The 17,504-nt window shown below is 43.6% G+C and carries 12 protein-coding genes and 1 pseudogene; 6 read left to right on the top strand and 7 right to left on the bottom strand.

The window, feature by feature from the left end:
• Positions 1–414: 414 nt before the first annotated feature.
• The 4 genes and pseudogenes from L1D23_RS09955 to L1D23_RS09940 all read left to right on the top strand — a co-directional run bounded on the left by L1D23_RS09955 (position 415) and on the right by L1D23_RS09940 (position 3,250).
• Complete coding sequence (locus L1D23_RS09955) at positions 415–1,059, top strand: hypothetical protein (protein ID WP_238832285.1); 645 nt, start codon at positions 415–417, stop codon at positions 1,057–1,059.
• A 172-nt stretch (positions 1,060–1,231) separates the two neighbouring features.
• Positions 1,232–1,846, top strand: a complete 615-nt coding sequence (locus L1D23_RS09950) for an HD domain-containing protein (RefSeq protein WP_072606199.1) — start codon at positions 1,232–1,234, stop codon at positions 1,844–1,846.
• Positions 1,847–1,940: 94 nt separating this feature from the next.
• Positions 1,941–2,516, top strand: a complete 576-nt coding sequence (locus L1D23_RS09945; RefSeq protein ID WP_206604316.1) for an MOSC domain-containing protein — start codon at positions 1,941–1,943, stop codon at positions 2,514–2,516.
• 39 nt (positions 2,517–2,555) lie between these two features.
• A pseudogene (locus L1D23_RS09940) lies at positions 2,556–3,250 on the top strand (IS1 family transposase).
• Positions 3,251–3,511: 261 nt separating this feature from the next.
• On the opposite strand, the gene pheT reads toward L1D23_RS09940, so the two are convergent.
• The 6 genes from pheT to L1D23_RS09910 form a co-directional block, all read right to left on the bottom strand.
• Positions 3,512–5,917: a phenylalanine--tRNA ligase subunit beta gene (gene pheT / locus L1D23_RS09935; RefSeq protein WP_239865932.1), complete on the bottom strand. Its 2,406-nt coding sequence runs from the start codon at positions 5,915–5,917 to the stop codon at positions 3,512–3,514.
• 18 nt (positions 5,918–5,935) lie between these two features.
• Positions 5,936–6,919 carry a phenylalanine--tRNA ligase subunit alpha gene (gene pheS, locus L1D23_RS09930; RefSeq protein ID WP_239865930.1) on the bottom strand — a complete coding sequence of 328 codons (984 nt, stop codon included), beginning with the start codon at positions 6,917–6,919 and terminating at the stop codon, positions 5,936–5,938.
• 372 nt (positions 6,920–7,291) lie between these two features.
• Entirely contained in the window at positions 7,292–8,419 is a 1,128-nt protein-coding gene (locus tag L1D23_RS09925) for a hypothetical protein (RefSeq protein WP_239866766.1), read from the bottom strand.
• Positions 8,420–8,481: 62 nt separating this feature from the next.
• Positions 8,482–9,282 carry an outer membrane lipoprotein-sorting protein gene (locus tag L1D23_RS09920; RefSeq protein WP_239865928.1) on the bottom strand — a complete coding sequence of 267 codons (801 nt, stop codon included), beginning with the start codon at positions 9,280–9,282 and terminating at the stop codon, positions 8,482–8,484.
• Positions 9,283–9,293: 11 nt separating this feature from the next.
• Entirely contained in the window at positions 9,294–11,684 is a 2,391-nt protein-coding gene (locus tag L1D23_RS09915) for an MMPL family transporter (protein ID WP_239865926.1), read from the bottom strand.
• Positions 11,685–11,864: 180 nt separating this feature from the next.
• The gene (locus L1D23_RS09910; RefSeq protein WP_239865925.1) at positions 11,865–12,653 is read right to left on the bottom strand and encodes a TetR/AcrR family transcriptional regulator; all 789 of its coding nucleotides are present in this window, start codon (positions 12,651–12,653) and stop codon (positions 11,865–11,867) included.
• A gap of 255 nt (positions 12,654–12,908) precedes the next feature.
• On the opposite strand from L1D23_RS09910, the gene L1D23_RS09905 reads away from it, so the two are divergent.
• A complete protein-coding gene (locus L1D23_RS09905) occupies positions 12,909–13,973 on the top strand; it encodes a PQQ-dependent sugar dehydrogenase (protein WP_239866765.1) in 1,065 nt (354 codons plus the stop codon).
• Between the two features lie 145 nt (positions 13,974–14,118).
• On the opposite strand, the gene L1D23_RS09900 is transcribed toward L1D23_RS09905, so the two are convergent.
• Entirely contained in the window at positions 14,119–15,387 is a 1,269-nt protein-coding gene (locus L1D23_RS09900; RefSeq protein WP_239865924.1) for a DUF945 family protein, read from the bottom strand.
• Positions 15,388–15,566: 179 nt separating this feature from the next.
• Between L1D23_RS09900 and L1D23_RS09895 the strand changes: the two genes are divergently transcribed.
• Positions 15,567–17,501, top strand: coding sequence for an ATP-binding protein (locus L1D23_RS09895; RefSeq protein ID WP_239865923.1), 1,935 nt, complete (start codon positions 15,567–15,569; stop codon positions 17,499–17,501).
• The last annotated feature ends 3 nt before the right edge of the window (positions 17,502–17,504 follow it).

Below are 17,504 nucleotides of genomic sequence, written 5' to 3'. Positions count from 1 at the left end.
GATTGATTTTGTAGCTTCACAGGTAAAGGATTTACACAACCCAATTTAACTTATTGTCTTAACAGATCATTATATTCGGTGAGCGGCTACGCTTATTGGGAGGAAGTTAAACGTCGTTGAGTGCCAAAGGGCTATTTAGGGAAGATTAGTTGGATCCACTATAATTCAATCTCTTTGAAATGAGTGATTGTTGTTATTTTGATAAATTGTTGGCATATGTTTTTTTATCACCTGTCACATTAATGTTATTCATTGTAACTGTATTGTTGAGGTTTGGTTGTGGTTTATATATGTTTGCGCCGGATTTATGCAATGAATTGAAGTGCCAAAAGTGAGTATTATCTTGGTACACTTTAAGAGTATTTGTATAGGTTGAACTTATCACCCTTAACCTTTAAATACAAAAAAGTCATTATGAATATTAAAAAAATCAAAGAAAAACAACTAGAGTTTTACCGTTCTGGCAAGGCTGGGTGTGTATTTGCAGCTGTTGCTGCGAAAGACCCTAAAAAATATGAATGGGGGCAAACTGTTTTAACATCCATTGATCCGCACGAAATTGATCATGTAATAGATTTTTACAAAAGATCTTCTGAAGTGAGCACTCTTTCAATTATCTTTCCTAATGTTCATAGTATGTATGATTTATGTACTCTTATATACTCACTTGAAAAATGTAAGAACATTATTATAGAAAAAGCAAAGTATAATAACTATGACTGCTTTGGTATTCGTGTTAAATATGAAGATAAAGTGTCTTGGGTTACAGGATTTGGCCCATTTTCTTTTTTTCCTGAAACAAGGCAAGCTCCTTTTACAGAAATTTCATTTAGAATCAAGCCTAAGCCACAATATGACTACGAACTAAAAGAATCTCCAGAAGATGTGTTACACCTAGCTCATATGGATATCAAAAATGTCGGTGAGAAAACATTTAAAAAATATTGGGATTCATCTTTGAAGAATACTGAAAAAAGACTTGGTCATAAACCTGATTTTATTAGTGCAGCTAAAACATCGTTTTCAATTCCAAGAGAACAAGTAGAGAATGCAGCTTAATCAACTTACATTGTTTTTATTATTGGAAACATAGTAGTTTACTAACAGAAATAAATCGGCTATGCCGTTTCGAGTGTAGTAGATCTAGTTTAGGTTATATTATTTCATATAAATCACTACACTCTTCGATTTTTTACTTTAACTTATATAAATCATTCATTGGATATGTTAAATGGAACAAAGTACAGAATGTAGCGTTAATTTTAAAACGGCAGTAATGCTACGGAATTTTATCTCTGATTCAGAAAATCTAAAAAAAGAGTTACGTCATAGTGTTTTATCGGATGGTCGTATAGAAAGTGTTGCAGAGCATGTTTGGAGAATGTCTTTATTAGGTATTATGGTACTCCCTTACCTAAAAAAAGAGCTTGATGTAGCTCGATTTTTAAAAATAATCATCGTGCATGACTTAGTTGAGATATACGCTGGTGATATGCCGATTACTGAGTCATCTTCTAGTTTAGAAGCTAAAAAACGCAAAGAGTTATTGGAAAAAGAGGCTATAGACAAAATAAAATCAAATCTACCTAGCTTGTTAGGGGAAGATATTTACAGTTTATGGTGGGAATATGAATCCAACGAAAGTTATGAGGCACGAGTTGCACATGCATTAGATAAAATAGAAGCTCAGGCACAACACAATGAGGCAGGGATTAAAACCTGGAGTAAAGATGAGTACCACTTTGCATATAAACTTCCTCAATATACAATGGACGAGGAAATTTTAGAAAACATGGCCAGTATCCTTATTTCAGAAGTAGATAACATGATTGATAGTATTGAGTAGGTAATCCAATGTGGTATTTCATTAAAATTTACAAAACGATGATGTAGTAATGATAGATTCTTTGTTTATAAAAAACAGTAACCAAGATTCGTTCATGACACGAAAAGAACAAATATCGGTTAATAACGATGGGATTGATGGTCATATAAAGTGTCATACCTTTAGACAAGTTTTGATACTACCCAGCTCTACTTTGAAAGAGTTTAATCTTAAAGCTGGACAGCTTAAAGAAAACATAGTTATTAATGATGAAGAGATTAATATTCACTCCCTCCCCTCTGGTACAGTTCTACAAGTAGGATCTGCAAAGATAAGGTTGACTTTTCATTGTGAGCCATGTGCTAAAATAAAAAACTTAGTAAGTACAAGAAAAGTGGCCCATAAGAGAGGGTATTTGGGACAAATCGTCCATGAAGGTATTATTAAATGTGGTGATAAGTTAACGATTCTTCCTGAAAAATATGAGAGCATTCCTTATCAACTAGCAGATAGAATAAAATGGTATTTGGATAAAAGAGAAAAACCAGTCATGGTTTCTGAACTTGTTTCTGATATTGGTTTATCTAAGAGCTATTGTCGAGCAGTTCCTAACATAATAAGAAATCGAGACGATATTGATAAAAGCAAAATTCTATTTGCTGGGAAATCGGTCATGTATTCAAACGGTTGATTTGGCGCTAAAATCCTTCTCTTTAAGGGGAGAGATAGAGTGGCCGTTGTTGAAGTGAAGTGCCGGTTCTGCCGGCAAACTGAATTCGTCAGAAAACATGGGACAGGTAGCGGGGGCCACCAAAGGTACCGCTGCCAGTCCTGACGCAAAACCTTTCAGCTCGACTATTGCTACCGAGCCTGTCCGCCGGGGCTCAAAGCGCAGGTTGTCGAGTTGGCAATGAACAATGCGGGTATCAGAGACACATCACGGGTGCTGAATATCAGCATCAATACTGTCGTTCGCGCCTTAAAAAACTCACACCACGGTGCGTAACAACTCTGCCCCTGGACAAGGTAGAGGTTCAGCTAATCTGCGAAGTAGATGAACAGTGGTCATTTGTCGGCAGCAAGAAAAAGCAGCGTTGGATCTGGTATGCCAGGGAGCTGCGTTTGAAACGTATCATTGCCCACGCGTTTGGTAACCGGAGCCGAAGAACCTTTGGCAAATTAATGCAGCGGCTTTCAGCATTCAAGGTGGAAGTTTGGTGTACCGACGGCTTCAATGCTTATGACAGCCTGCCGGAGCAGAAACACTTGGTTGGAAAGCTTTTCACACAAAGAATCGAGCGAGAAAACCTTACGTTGCGAACTCGGCTAAAGAGGTTAAATCGGAAAACGCTGGGTTATTCGAAATCGTCTGAGATGCATGACAAGGTCATTGGCACATTCATTGAACGGGCGTACTACGCCTAACAGGCGATCAACTCATTGAATACACGACCCTCTCTCAGGTCAATAGGCAATAGCATTCTTTTGACTGCGCCAGCAGCCAATGCTCTCGAACAACAAAGTTATCTTCTTCGCTTTGCCCAATAAAACCTAATCCGAACCAAACGGCTTAGAGTACCGACTCTAACCCGTTTCTGTCCAATAATGAGTTAGCATCCGTTTCCTGATCTAACAAAAAGGCCTCGCAATTGCGAGGCCTTTGGTTTTCTATCTAATCAGAAGTGATTAGTCACGCAGTGACGCACCAAACTTCTCAGATACGTGAGCGACGATAGCGTCAACCGCACCAGCGATATCTACATCTTCAAGCGTACGCTCAACTGACTGTAGCGTCAGTGCGATTGCTAGGCTCTTCTTACCTTCTTCAACGCCTTTACCAACGTAAACGTCGAACAGTTTCGCATCCTTCAGGAACTCGCCACCTTGTTCTAGACATGCTGCAACGATGTCGCCAGAAGCTACTGCTTCATCAACAACTACCGCGATATCACGACGGTTTGATGGGAACTTAGAAAGCTGAACTGCTTCAGGGATCACTTTAGTGCTGATTGCAGACCATTCCACTTCGAATACGATAGTACGGCCGTTTAGACCAAACTTACGCTCTAGCTCAGGGTGAACTGTACCGATTACACCTACTTGCTTACCATCAACGATGATTGCAGCAGATTGACCCGGGTGAAGTGCTGGGTTCGCTGCTTTATCTTCAGCAGAAAGCGCAGCAAAAGAGTACGCGTTTTCGTTGGCTGTAAGCTCAAGAACCGCTTCTAGGTCACCTTTCAGATCAAAGAAATCAACTGTGTTGGTTTCAATGTCCCAATGCTCTTCGCTGCGAGTACCTGCGATAACACCTGCAAGCATAGGCTCTTGGCGCATGCCGTTTTCAGCAGACTCACATGGGATGAAGCGTAGACCGTATTCGAATAGACGAACACGTGGCTGTTGACGTTTCTGGTTGTGAACCACAGTGTTTAGTAGACCTTGGATCAGACCTAGACGCATTGCTGACATGTCCGCAGAAATTGGGAATGGCAAGATCAGCGGCTCTACGCCTGGAACAACAAGCTTTTGCTGCTCTGGCTCAACGAAGCTGTAAGTGATTGCTTCTTGGTAACCACGGTCAACAAGTAGGTTACGGACGCGTTTTAGCGGAATGTTCGCTTCAACGTGGTCGTGCATCTTAAGTGCTGCTGCTGGATTTTGGTTAGGGATATTATCGTAACCGTAGATACGACCTACTTCTTCAATTAGGTCTTGCTCGATAGCTATGTCAAAACGCCAAGTCGGTGCGGTCGCAGTCCAACCCGTTTCTGTAGCTTCAACAGTTAAACCAAGACGCTCTAAGATTTCAACCACATCGCTGTCTGCAATATGATGGCCAAGAAGGTTGTCTAGCTTAGTACGACGTAGTGCCACAGTGTTAGGAACCGGAAGGTCAACTTCTGACTCAACAGCTACAACAGGCGCAACTTCACCACCACAGATGTCAACAAGCAGCTCTGTGGCGCGCTCCATAGCACTCGTTTGTAGTGCATAATCCACACCACGCTCGAAACGCATTGAAGAATCCGTATGAAGACCGTAACTGCGAGCTCGACCACGGATATGATCAGGGGCAAAGAATGCACACTCAAGCAGTACGTCTTTGGTCTCAGCCGTTACACCCGACTCTTCACCACCGAAAATACCAGCTATAGCCAGTGCTTTATTGTGGTCTGCTACCACTAGAGTATCTGCGTTTAGCTCTGCTTCGTTGCCATCGAGAAGAGTCAGCTTTTCGCCCTGCTCCGCCATGCGAACGACAATACCACCTTCAATTTTTGCTAGGTCAAACGCGTGCATTGGTTGACCTTGTTCTAGAAGAACATAGTTAGTGATATCGACGACTGGATCGATAGAACGGATACCACAGCGACGCAGTTTCTCTTGCATCCATAGTGGAGTTTCAGCTTGAACGTTTACGTTCCTAACCACACGGCCAAGGTAACGTGGACATGCTGCTGTCGCTTTCACTTCGATAGAAACCGTGTCGTCAATCGCTGGAGCAACTGGAGCAACTGTCGGCTGGGTCACATCAGCACGGTTTAGAACACCGACTTCACGAGCTAGACCACGGATGCTGAAACAGTCAGCACGGTTAGCCGTTAGATCCACATCGATGGTTACGTCGTCCAGGCCAAGGAATTCACGGAAATCCGTACCAATGACTGCGTCTTCTGCTAGCTCCATGATGCCATCAGATTCTACGTCGATACCAAGTTCAGTGAATGAACACAACATGCCGTGTGACGGTTGGCCACGTAGTTTTGCTTTTTTGATTTTGAAATCGCCCGGTAGAACAGCACCCACCGTTGCAACCGCAACTTTGATACCAAGGCGACAGTTAGATGCGCCACAAACGATGTCTAGTAGCTCTTCGCCACCTACATCAACTTTAGTCACGCGCAATTTGTCAGCATCTGGGTGCTGACCGCACTCAACCACTTGACCTACTTTCACGCCAGTGAAAGAGCCTGCAACAGGTAGTACGTCGTCTACTTCTAGACCTGCCATTGTGATTTGGTGTGTAAGTTCGTCAGTCGATACCGCAGGGTTTACCCACTCACGAAGCCATGATTCGCTGAATTTCATTGTGATGAACCCTCTGGATTACTTGAACTGTTTTAGGAAACGAAGGTCGTTCTCAAAGAACGCACGTAGGTCGTTTACGCCATAACGAAGCATAGTCAGACGCTCGACGCCCATACCAAATGCAAAGCCAGAGTATTTCTCAGGGTCGATGCCTACACTGCGTAGTACGTTAGGGTGAACCATGCCACAACCTAGAACTTCAAGCCATTTGCCGTTCTTACCTTTCACGTCTACTTCTGCTGAAGGCTCAGTGAATGGGAAGTAAGAAGGACGGAAACGAACCTCAACCTCTTCTTCAAAGAAGTTACATAAGAAGTCGTGCAAGATGCCTTTAAGCTGTGCGAAGTTTACGTTCTCGTCTACTAGCATGCCCTCCACTTGGTGGAACATTGGCGTGTGCGTTTGGTCATAGTCGTTACGGTAAACACGGCCCGGAGCGATGAAACGGAATGGTGGTTTGCCATTTTCCATCGTGCGGATCTGAACACCAGACGTGTGCGTACGTAGCATTAAATCTGGGTTAAAGAAGAACGTGTCGTGGTCAGTACGCGCTGGGTGATCTTCTGCGATGTTTAATGCATCAAAGTTGTGGAATGCATCTTCAATCTCAGGACCAGACTCAGTGTTAAAGCCTAGCTCACCAAAGAATTGTTCAATACGCTCAACTGTACGAGTCACAGGGTGAAGACCACCGTTCTCGATACGACGACCCGGTAGAGTCACGTCGATAGTTTCTTCAGCCAGCTTCGCTTCTAGCTCTGCACGTTGCAGTGCGTCTTTGCGTGCAGCTATCGCTTGTTGAACCGCGCCTTTTGCTTTGTTGATCTCTTGACCAGCAGTACGGCGCTCTTCTGGTGGTAGTTTACCTAGGCTTTGAAGCTGAGCCGTTAGCTCACCTTTCTTACCTAGATACTGAACACGCACTTCATCAAGTGCGACTAGCGAATCAGCAGCTTCAATTGCTGCGCTCGCATTAGCAATGATCTCTTCTAGATGTTGCATCGTTTCCTCATCTACCTTTTGGTAGTGTCCATAAGGGTTCCCACAAGGGATTTTTGGTATTTTTAAATAGTTTTACATAGTAACGAAAGCGAGGTCTAAATCCAATCTGAAATCGGGATTCGACTGCTCTTTGAGTAAAAAATCAGCTTAATGATTGTTCGAGTTCAATAAGCTCGGCAATTTGGAGCTTAATCGTTGAGGGAACTGGGTAGAGGAAAGTAAGCCCTTTAGGTATAGCACATACGTTGCAGAATATTGTGTGGCTCAGCCATTACAGAATACGCTAAATGTTTAAAAGCAAAAAAAGGGAGCAAATTGAGCTCCCTGTTTTAGGAAAAAATACACAACTAATAAGCGTTATTGGCTAACGACTTAGAAGTAATACTCTAACGATACTTCAATGAAATCGTCCTTACGAGCGAAGTACAATAAGTCATCCGGTGTATCATTCTCAAACCACCACCCATCAAGACGCCATTTTAGGTGATTGGTTAGCCGGCTTGAGGCTTCCAACTTAGCGCTGAACACATCACTGTTATCCAGATCCTGAGTGAATCCCAGTAATATTTCGCTACCATCTTCATCATTAAGTGCAAATCGTGAGCCAACGAACACATCATTTTGACCTGCATTTTGAGCATTATTGCCACGACTGTCATAAAGGTACTCAGTAATAAGACCAACATCCCAAACACTGCCTAATGCGCCGACAATGGTATATTCAAATCCTGAAACCAATCCAATGTGATGATCAAAGCTGTCACGATAGATACTCTCGAGTTTCCATAACCAATCACCAGCAATCCCCTGAACATCAACACCGATTTGCTTCGCCTGTGCATAATAAGGCTTCAAGTCTGTCCCCTGAAGCCGGAAATACGGCTCTCGGTTGGTGCCTTGAAAATAGCTCAGCCCTAGATCCCAGTCACCCAGCATTTGAGAATATCTCGCCGCAAAATCGACATGTTGCTCTTCTCGCGAAGACTCATAAATCACATCCTCTGATACTGGCAATGCCGGTCTTAAACGGCCATCCTGCCCTGCAAAAGTACGTTCGCGGAAGTAAGGCAAAACCATGGTATCAAGCACTCCCCAATCTTTGACTGAGGTCAGATGTAGCATGGGTTGTCCTAATTTGTCTTCACCGTCTACCGCCTCAATCGAGTCCGTTTGATTTACGACATCGACCAAATGTGCAGACTCAGTGACACCCCAGAAAACTTTTCCCACTCCAGCACGTAATTCATAGTCATCCCAGTAGGTTAAATACAGCGCTTCTCGTATATCACCGTGACTTCGCTCATCATCTTCGCTATCTAGGCGATAAAATGGCGTGAAGGTAAAATCAGAGCTATCGTTGATCTCCCAATAGAATTCAGGCTGCAGGACGATAGAACTTTGACCTTTATCTTGCCCTTGCAATCCATCCGAAAAGAACTGCCGATGTTCGAGGTTCATCTGACCTGAGAGCTCAAAACCATAACAATGCATCGCAAGCATTGTCAGTGAAATACAGGCCGCCACGCGACCTGCTCTACTCCATACTTTGTTCATAACGCCCCTTATTTCACCCTTTTAAGAATATTCTTCTCAAAATCTCGCTCACTCAAACCCGTCTGGAATTGAAGATTACTGGTGGTGAGTAACGTACTTTTCCCCGTTTGGTGGTTCGTCATTGCCATTTTGTGAGCACGCCAATATTTATCTAGGTAAAGTTGATAATCATCAAACTTGAGCGTTTTCAGCAATGAGCCTTTTCGGTCATAGAACTCAATTTGGATTGGTCGATAATGTTCTTTATCCAACCAGACCTGCTGCTTGGTGTAACCCGAATTCTTATCAGTCGGTATCTGCTTTAATACGAACGTGTCACTGCCATTCACTCGCTCATCACGCAAATAGTGGAAAGTATACTTCTCTAACTCAAACGAACTTAGGTCTTCGTAGGCAAATTCACTACCCATAAACGGGCCAGACTTATTCCGTGAGGAAATGCGCTTAACCCGTTTTAGAGCGGGGAGATACAACCACTGGTCATCAGCATCTGTGGTATGCGAGTGATTAAGGAATGCTGTACCTTTGACGTCTCTCGGCTGATCGAAAATCGTCAAACCTTTATCGCCATCATCCGCTACTTCTAATGACTTAAGGCGCATTTCACGAGTACTACTTTCCCCCTGAGCATTCTTGAGGATCATCTGCATAGTTGCGACTGAGTCTCCCCAACCTTCATCACGTGCTTTACGTTCAGTGGCAATTTCAAGCCCTTTTTCTACGTTGGCAAGCGCCACGGGCTGACCACCAAGCATAAGAAGTGAAGACAATGCAATCGATTTGAACAATGAGTAATTTGAACGTTTCATAGTGTATTCCTTTAACTTTGTGTCTGAGGAGCCGCTGATGGCTGAGTTGGCGTGGCCGCTGATGGCTGCGATTGGTTTTCCTGCGCATAACTTGCGGTATCAAATCGCATTAACAGTGCAGGTAAGAAAACAAAGTCCACCACCAAAGCGATAAAGATAACCATGGCACTCAATTGGCCCATATCCGCATTAAGTCTGAAAGTGGACATAGCTAGAACTGTGAAACCTGCGACCAAAACAATAGTAGTAATCCATAGAGCTCGACCGACTGTATGGAATGCATAACGCACAGCCTCTTCAGCACTTTGTCCTTGTTTACGCGCGCGCTGGTATTTAGAGAGGAAGTGAACAGCATCATCAACCACAATACCCAAGGTGAGTGTGACAACGACAGATAAGCCAAGATTGATCTCCCCCGATAACAAAGCCCACAAACCAAAACCAATAATTGCAGGTGCCATGTTAGGCACGATGCTGATCATCCCAAGGCGCACAGAGCGTAGTGCAAATATCATCAGTCCAGAGATCAGTATCAGAGTGATAGGCAACGTCGACAACATGCTCGTCATGTTGGTTTCACCGATATGTGCGAACATCAAAGATGGGCTTGAGGCAACAACTTCGTACTGTTGACCATTTTCCTTGAACCAGTCATAAATCCTGTTTTCCAAGGCAACCAGTTCAACGCTGCCTAAATTATCAACTGTCAAGACAAGCTTAATGGATGATTTATCTACATTAATCTGATTATTGAGGTCCAATCCATACGGTAGAGACATCTCATACAACAGAAGATATTGTGCAGCTAACTCCCTTTGTAATGGCAATGTGTAATAACTGTCATCATCACCGTGCATGTTCTTATTAAGGCGCTTATACACATCGGAGAGCGTTGCCACGTGATCGGTTTCCGGCTGGGTACGCAGCCAATCAGTAAACTCACTGATGGTTGTGAGGAATTCAGGATCGGCTATCCCCTGAGATTCGTGTGTTTTCACTGCAATGCTGATGGTTGTCATGCCGCTGATACGCTCTTCCATAAAGTCAGCCGCGCGTCGAAATTCATTGCGCGAGTCAAAATATTTCACTGACTCGTCGTTAACTTTATTCAAAGGTATCAGAGCGGCAGAGACAGTAATCACAATGACAGACAGCGGCAACAAAACTTTTCGATTGCTGACAACCCAATCCCCCAGTTTGTCCATGGAATCGTAAGTCTCACCAGAATCTAACGCTTTCTCCTTCACCTTGATGGGTAACAGTTTGAGAAGCGCTGGCAACAAAGTGACTGAAAGGAAGCACGCTAACATGACACCGAGTGCCGCCAGATTGCCAAAATCCCTCAATACTGGAGAATCGGACATATTCATCATCAGAAAGCCCAGTGCAGTCGTCACCGAAGTGATGACAATAGGCATGAAGTTTATCGAGACACTTTGATCAATAGCATATTGTTTTGAATGACCTTTCTGCATGCTTTGACGCATTGTCGCAATGACATGAACACAGTCTGCGACGGCCAAAGTCATCACTAACGTGGGAATATTGACGGTCGCCGTGCTCAGGAACATACCGGCCCAACCTGATAGCCCCATGGTTGCTGCCACTGAACCAATGATCACCACTAACGTAGCAATCACACTGAGAAAAGAGCGCAGCATAATCGTCAGGAAAACCAGTATCACTAACAACATAGCTGGCACTAAGGTCGAAGTATCATCTTGAGCAGCCACCATAAAGGCATGGTTCATCGCGATGATCCCTGCTTTGTGAAATTCAACGTGCGGATATAACTCACCGTATTTGCTCAACAGCTGGTCGACCCCTTCAACCACTTCAAGTGCTTCAGTAGTCTCATCGACTTCCGGTAATTGGACAGTCACATTCACCACGGTCACATCTCCTTTTTCAGAGATAAGCGCATGTTTTATCACAGGTTCGGATAAGGCTATTGCTCTCACTTTCTCGATGCGTTCGGCGGTCAGAGGATAATCTTCCAACAGAAGGTCCTCGACTATCAGATCATCTTCAATGGCTTCGGTGTGCTGATAATTAGCAATGGAGTCAACTCGGCTTGAATAAGGAACTTGCCAAGCATCACGGGTGAGTTTTTGTATCAATTCGAGCGTTTTCGGCTCAAAGACGTTACCACTTTGTGGGGAAATGATAATCGCAAGATTATCGGACTTTGCAAAGGTAGTTTGTATCTCCTCGTACGCTAATAATTGCTTGTTTTTTCCATCAAAGAAAATGTTGTAGTCTCCGCGAAAATAGAGATTCTTTCCCCCTAAAGTCGCAGTAATGACCAGTGCTAAGGTCAATAGGAACACCCATACACTGAATCGTGTGGGTAACGTGAGCCACGAATGCGGCTGATGATTATTAGAGTTGGCAGATGTCATCACACTCTCCGTTTGTGACGTTTCGTCAAAAGTTGTTATTTAAAAACCAGCAGATGCTGGTGCTTAAGTAACAAAGCTCACGCTTGAAAAATTCAAGCGCTACTGAGTGCCTTTTTTGACGATTCGTCACTTAGGGTGATAAATAAAACCCATAACGGGCTTTATTTGAACTGAATGGTATTAGCGTCCGACCGATTCTAGGTATTCTAGCTCTTCGCTAAAAAGTTCTTGTTCGACCCGGCGCCAAGTTTTTTTGTAATCCCACTCACTTGAAAGCGGTTTCCAATTCAGTCCATCCAACAACATATTGGCATTATGTAACACGGAGAATGGGTCCTGTAAGCGATTGATACAGCGGCTATTAGACGCGTTTTGCGTCAGAGCATTTGAGCCGAAGGCAATTGACCAGTTAGCAAACACAATTGCATCTGAGCTTATTCCCGGAGAAAACTTCAAGTCTCCAGTTTCCACTGCATAGTTGACTAGCTGATCTGCACTTTCAATGACTTGCTCTTCCAATTCATTTAGCTCTCGAACCCGTTCAGGCGATGCTTTTTCAAGCACCCACGGGTTTTTTGCCATCAATGCGCACATCGACAAAATCGGCTCCATGCGAGCATAGATACGATAGCCTACATGCATAGCCATGATCTTTTCCCGAGTCTTGCCTTCAAATTCTTCGGCACGGGCAAATAACACCGCTTCGCTTTTCAAAGAATGAATACATAGCGCAACAATCGCGTCTTCTTTACTGCTAAAGTGATTGTAAATTGTACCTTTCGAGTAAGGGCTGGCCGCCGTTAGCTTGTCCATGGTCAGGTTGCTCCACCCTTCCTTTTGAACTAGCTTTTTCGCGAGCAATATCAGTTCCACTTCTCTATCGGCAATCGCTTGTTGTTTTTTGGTTAACCCAAAGCCACAACTTGCATTGTCTTTCTTATCACTTTTTTTGCAGTTAAACCCAAACATGATTATTTCGATCCGTACCCGTTCGTTGCTCCTCAACTCTCCAATTGTAACACGAATACTAAATACGTGATAAACACCATTCATGACGAATCGTCATTTTTGACACTTCGTCATAATAGACCAAACATTAGCCAAACAAAAGGGGTAATGTGAAATATATACATAAAAACGATGATTTATTATCGTGCTACACTCTATGAACTATCTGAGCTAGGGAGACAACCTAACGTGATCAAATACTTAGCCCTACCCTTAATGACTCTCACATGCTGGTTAAATCAGGCATTGGCAATGGACTATGCGGTAGAAAAAGTGGCATCTGGCTTATTGGTTCCCTGGGGAATGACATTCGCAGATGACAATACTTTGCTTGTCACAGAGCGTAATGGACACATATTGTCAGTGGATATCACGACAGGGGAAAGCACAAGATTGATGGGCAACCCAGCAGGGTTATACGCAAACGGTCAAGGTGGATTACTTGACATTGCAATGTCACCATTTGATGCCAACCAAGTTTATGTGACCTACAGCAAACGTACTACTAATGGTTCGGACACCGCACTTGCCACGTTTCAGTTCTCTGAAGGCAAATTATCTCACTGGAAGAATATTTTCACCTCCACTTCCTACTCATCTACCAACCGCCACTATGGCAGCCGCATTACGTTTGATGAGCAGTTCTTATACATGAGTGTGGGTGATCGGGGGGAAAGAGATAACGGTCAAGACCGCAATACCCACGCAGGTTCTATCCTTCGTTTATTGCCAGACGGTTCAGCTGCTAACGGCAACCCTTTCGCCAAACAAAAAGGAGCGGCAAAGGAGATATGGAGTTATGGTCATCGAAACCCGCAAGGCCTGTATTACGATCCCCAGTCCAAAACACTTTGGTCTATCGAACATGGGCCAAGAGGTGGGGATGAGATTAATCGGATCAAGAAAGGAAGAAACTACGGTTGGCCTATTACTTCTCACGGAAAAGAGTACTGGGGCCCTATCAATGTCGGAGAGTCTGAGGAAAAAGAAGGTATAGAGCCTCCGGTTAAGGTTTACGTACCCTCTATTGCGCCATCAAGCCTACTATTGTATCGAGGCAAGAACTACCCAGACTTGGATGGAAAGCTGCTTGCCCCATCGCTGAAGCTTACTCATATAAATGTGGTCACTCTTGATGACAATAATCGAGCCGTTGGTGAAACTCGTATTCTAGAGAAGCTCAATGAGCGTATCCGACATATTACTGTCAGCCCCAAAGATGAACTCTTCTTTAGTACCGACCGAGGTAATATATACCGCCTTACTCCAAACCATCCTTGAGACAACTACAACCCATGGAGCAACCTCAGCTCAAAGGTAGGTCGTATTGGCGACCTACCTGCATAAAAAAGATGAACCTCAGCAATCAAAGCAGGCCCATCAATGGATGAAGGAATCTTACCCTGTAAGCAACAAACACTATTATTTATTGCTGCATCATTGCAGGTAATAAGATACCGATAAGAGGAATTTGCTTACCATTTTCAAATACAAGATTACCATCTTTAAGCTCTGCTTGAATTTGATAGCCTTGCTCATTTTGGCTGACAAACTCCATAACAATCGCGTCATCGATACCTTGCTTGATAAATGGATACTGATCGACTAACCCCTTTGAGAAAAAGGTGTCAAGGTTACCGGTCAAAGAAGGAAGAATCATAGCGGGATTTTGTGTAACGTTACTGGTTCCTTCAGGCACTGTAATTTTCCATGTACTCTCAAACTCACCATCATCCCCCAAAGTCAGCGCCATCTTGTTCATCGAGAGATAGAAACCTTTTGAGAATAACGTCTCAACATAAGGAATCGCGTTTTGAATATCATCAGTAGTCAGTACAGGATTGTTCTGATACATACTGACTAAGTGTTCAAATGAGTCACTGTCTAAATCACCAAACTCTAGATCCAAAACTAAGTTATCCGCTTCACCCTCAGACATCAGGAGTTTACTTGCACTGACAATATGTTGACTATTCACACGTTGAGAAACATCATCAAGGGAAGAAGAGAATTGATACTGGCCACTTTTCATTGAGAAAAGTCGCGCTTGGCTCGAATCAAGTACAGAGATATCGGCGATATTGATTTCTTGGTCACCTAACCAAAAGCTATTTTGCTTTCTGCCCTGACCTGAACCTTTGATATTTGTAAGCAACATTTTCTCGCCGCTATTGAAATCTATCTCCACTGACGGAATATCGAGATCGTAGCTCATCTCACCTAGGACGGTAACGTGCCCTTTGAGCGAAGAAGGCGTCACAGACACCATAGCTCCACCTTCACCCTCCGTCGATTGATGCCAGTTATCAAGATCCAAAACGTAATCCGTATTGCCATTTAGCTGTGTGACCGTGGTCAATGTCAGAGGAAACTGTTCGACATCGTTCAGCGTTGACGTTGCTTTCAAACTCAGCAAACCGTGAGACACATGGCTGTTTACGACAAATTCACTTGGTAGACCATCCATGCCAAGTTGGCTGGCAAGCTCTTGGTCGACGATGGTATAGCGAGTTTGAACTTCAGAAGACAGATAACCGCGATCGTAAGAAACAATTTCCGCTTTCAGGGAGTCATTGCTCAAATGGGCAATCCCGTCATGAATAACATTCTGCCCTATCTGCCCAACCGCCAACGGCCAACACAAAGCCAAAGAGATGGCGCCACCAATAGCGCCGTATTTTTTCAACTGATGCATGTATTTATCTTCACTTAAGTATTTATTGCAGTTTACACCAAAAAACATTGAGTTAAATCAGAGTATTGGCATTCTTCACAAATCGTAAAGGAATCTAAAACCTGTGTCTCAGTCCCCTTGTTCAATCCTTGTTAGAGTAAAACCAGATTGGTGAGTTCAGAAAGAGACGAACGAGAATCGTGAATCAGTATGCCTTACTTTGTTTAGACAACAATCCCATTAGTGTAGAGCAACTGCGACGAGAGCTGAGTCAATTCGCTGCAAGGTTCGATATCCACACTGCAGATACGCTCGACGACGCTCATGCCGCACTCTCCTTTTGTCAGGAAAACCAACAATCCGTCGCCCTCGTCCTTGCCAGTCATCATGAAAACTTTAATGGGGCTGATTTTTTAATCCAACTCGACAAAAGCGCTCACACTCAAAGTGCGCGTAAAATTTTAATCAGCTGCGGACAAGATATCCAAGCCATCTTGTCTGCTGTCAACGAAGGGCGACTAGACCACTGCCTAACCAAGCCTCTCCAAGATAACCTCGTATACAAAACGGTTAAGAAAGAGTTGACCACCTTCGTACTAGAAAACGATAAGGATAACCTTCTCTCTTATAGTCAGATACTTGATCAGCAGCGGTTGCTTCGCTCACATATTGAGTTGAAGATGCGCAGCTACCGAGAAGGGTTCATCACCGACCATCACAAACTCTCAGATCAAGAACTGGCAAAACAGGTTATCTCCGCTCTTCATGATTTTTTCTCAGATACCGACGACACACGTGCATGCCGTACCTACTCCTCACAACACTTACTGACGAAAGAAGGTGAAGAGAATCGATTTCTTTGGTTTATTACCGAAGGGGAAGTCGCTCTCTATAAAAAAGATGACCAAGGAGTACAAAGAGAGGTCGTCCGCCACACAAAAGGGAACATTGTTGGAGGAATGTCGTTTGTTACTGGCGAGCCTTCTTTCTCTACGGCACTCACATTAAAAAAGACCGAGGTGATAAAGCTGGATAGAGACGTGTTCGCCAAAGTAATGCACTCAAACACAGCATTGCTCCCCCTCTTTACCAACCTTCTCTTACGGCATTTTAATCGTCGATTGCAGCGTAGCATCAATACCAAACTTGAACTGCAAAAGACTCTAGAATCCTTAGAGTCAGCACACCAACAATTGATAGAACGAGAAAAGATGGCCATGCTCGGCCAGTTAGTCGCGGGAGTTGCCCACGAACTCAACAACCCTATCGCTGCTATTTTGCGTGGTACAGAGACCATTACAACCAACATTGGTAAACTGGTGAGTGATCATAGGGATGAGCCATTGGCGGTACTAGGGGCTGATATTTTATCTAATTCGCTTGTGTCCAAACCAAGATCTACCTCTGAAGAGCGCCTGTTAGCGAAAAAGATTGAGTCTCAAGTGGGTGATCGACGTATTGCAAAAAAATTAGTAAAGCTTGGACTAGAGGAAAACCAAACCTGGCTAAACAATACTGAGCAAGCCAGTACTACAATATTTGATGAGCTAAATACACTAGAACGTTATCATTTGGTTGGTTCAACTTTAAGATCAATCAATGTTTGTGCTCAGCGTATTGCCGATATGGTTAAGAGTCTGAAAGGCTATGCTCGCCCTGACGATGAGACCTTTCGCCTAGCCGATATCCATGAGGGCATCGAGGATACTTTAGTTATCTTTGAAAACAAGCTCAAGATGCATACTGTTGAGAAAGAATATTGCGACTTACCCCCAATACAATGTATGCCCATTGCTCTTCAGCAAGTTTGGACCAACCTAGTTTCGAATGCCATTGATGCTTTACCTAAAAAAGGAAAGCTTTCTATCCGCTCTGAAATTCATCACGCGCAAAATCAGAAATGGGTGGTGATATCTTTTGAAGATAATGGTTCAGGAATACCTCAATATTTACAGCGTCAAATTTTTGCCCTTAATTTTACGACCAAGAAAGAAGGGAATTTCGGGTTAGGTATTGGGCTATCGGTCTGCCAACAAATTGTGAATCAGCATGGCGGTAAGATTGAAGTGCAATCCGAAGCGGGAAGCTTTACCCGTATGTCCGTTTGGTTACCTTTCAAAACGCACAAGTCATAGTAA

It is taken from the genome of Vibrio sp. Isolate24, from assembly GCF_022398215.1.
GTDB classification, from domain to species: Bacteria; Pseudomonadota; Gammaproteobacteria; order Enterobacterales; family Vibrionaceae; genus Vibrio; species Vibrio coralliilyticus_A.
Note: the sequence above shows the minus strand (reverse complement) of the source record. Positions and strands in the feature narration are given on the sequence as shown.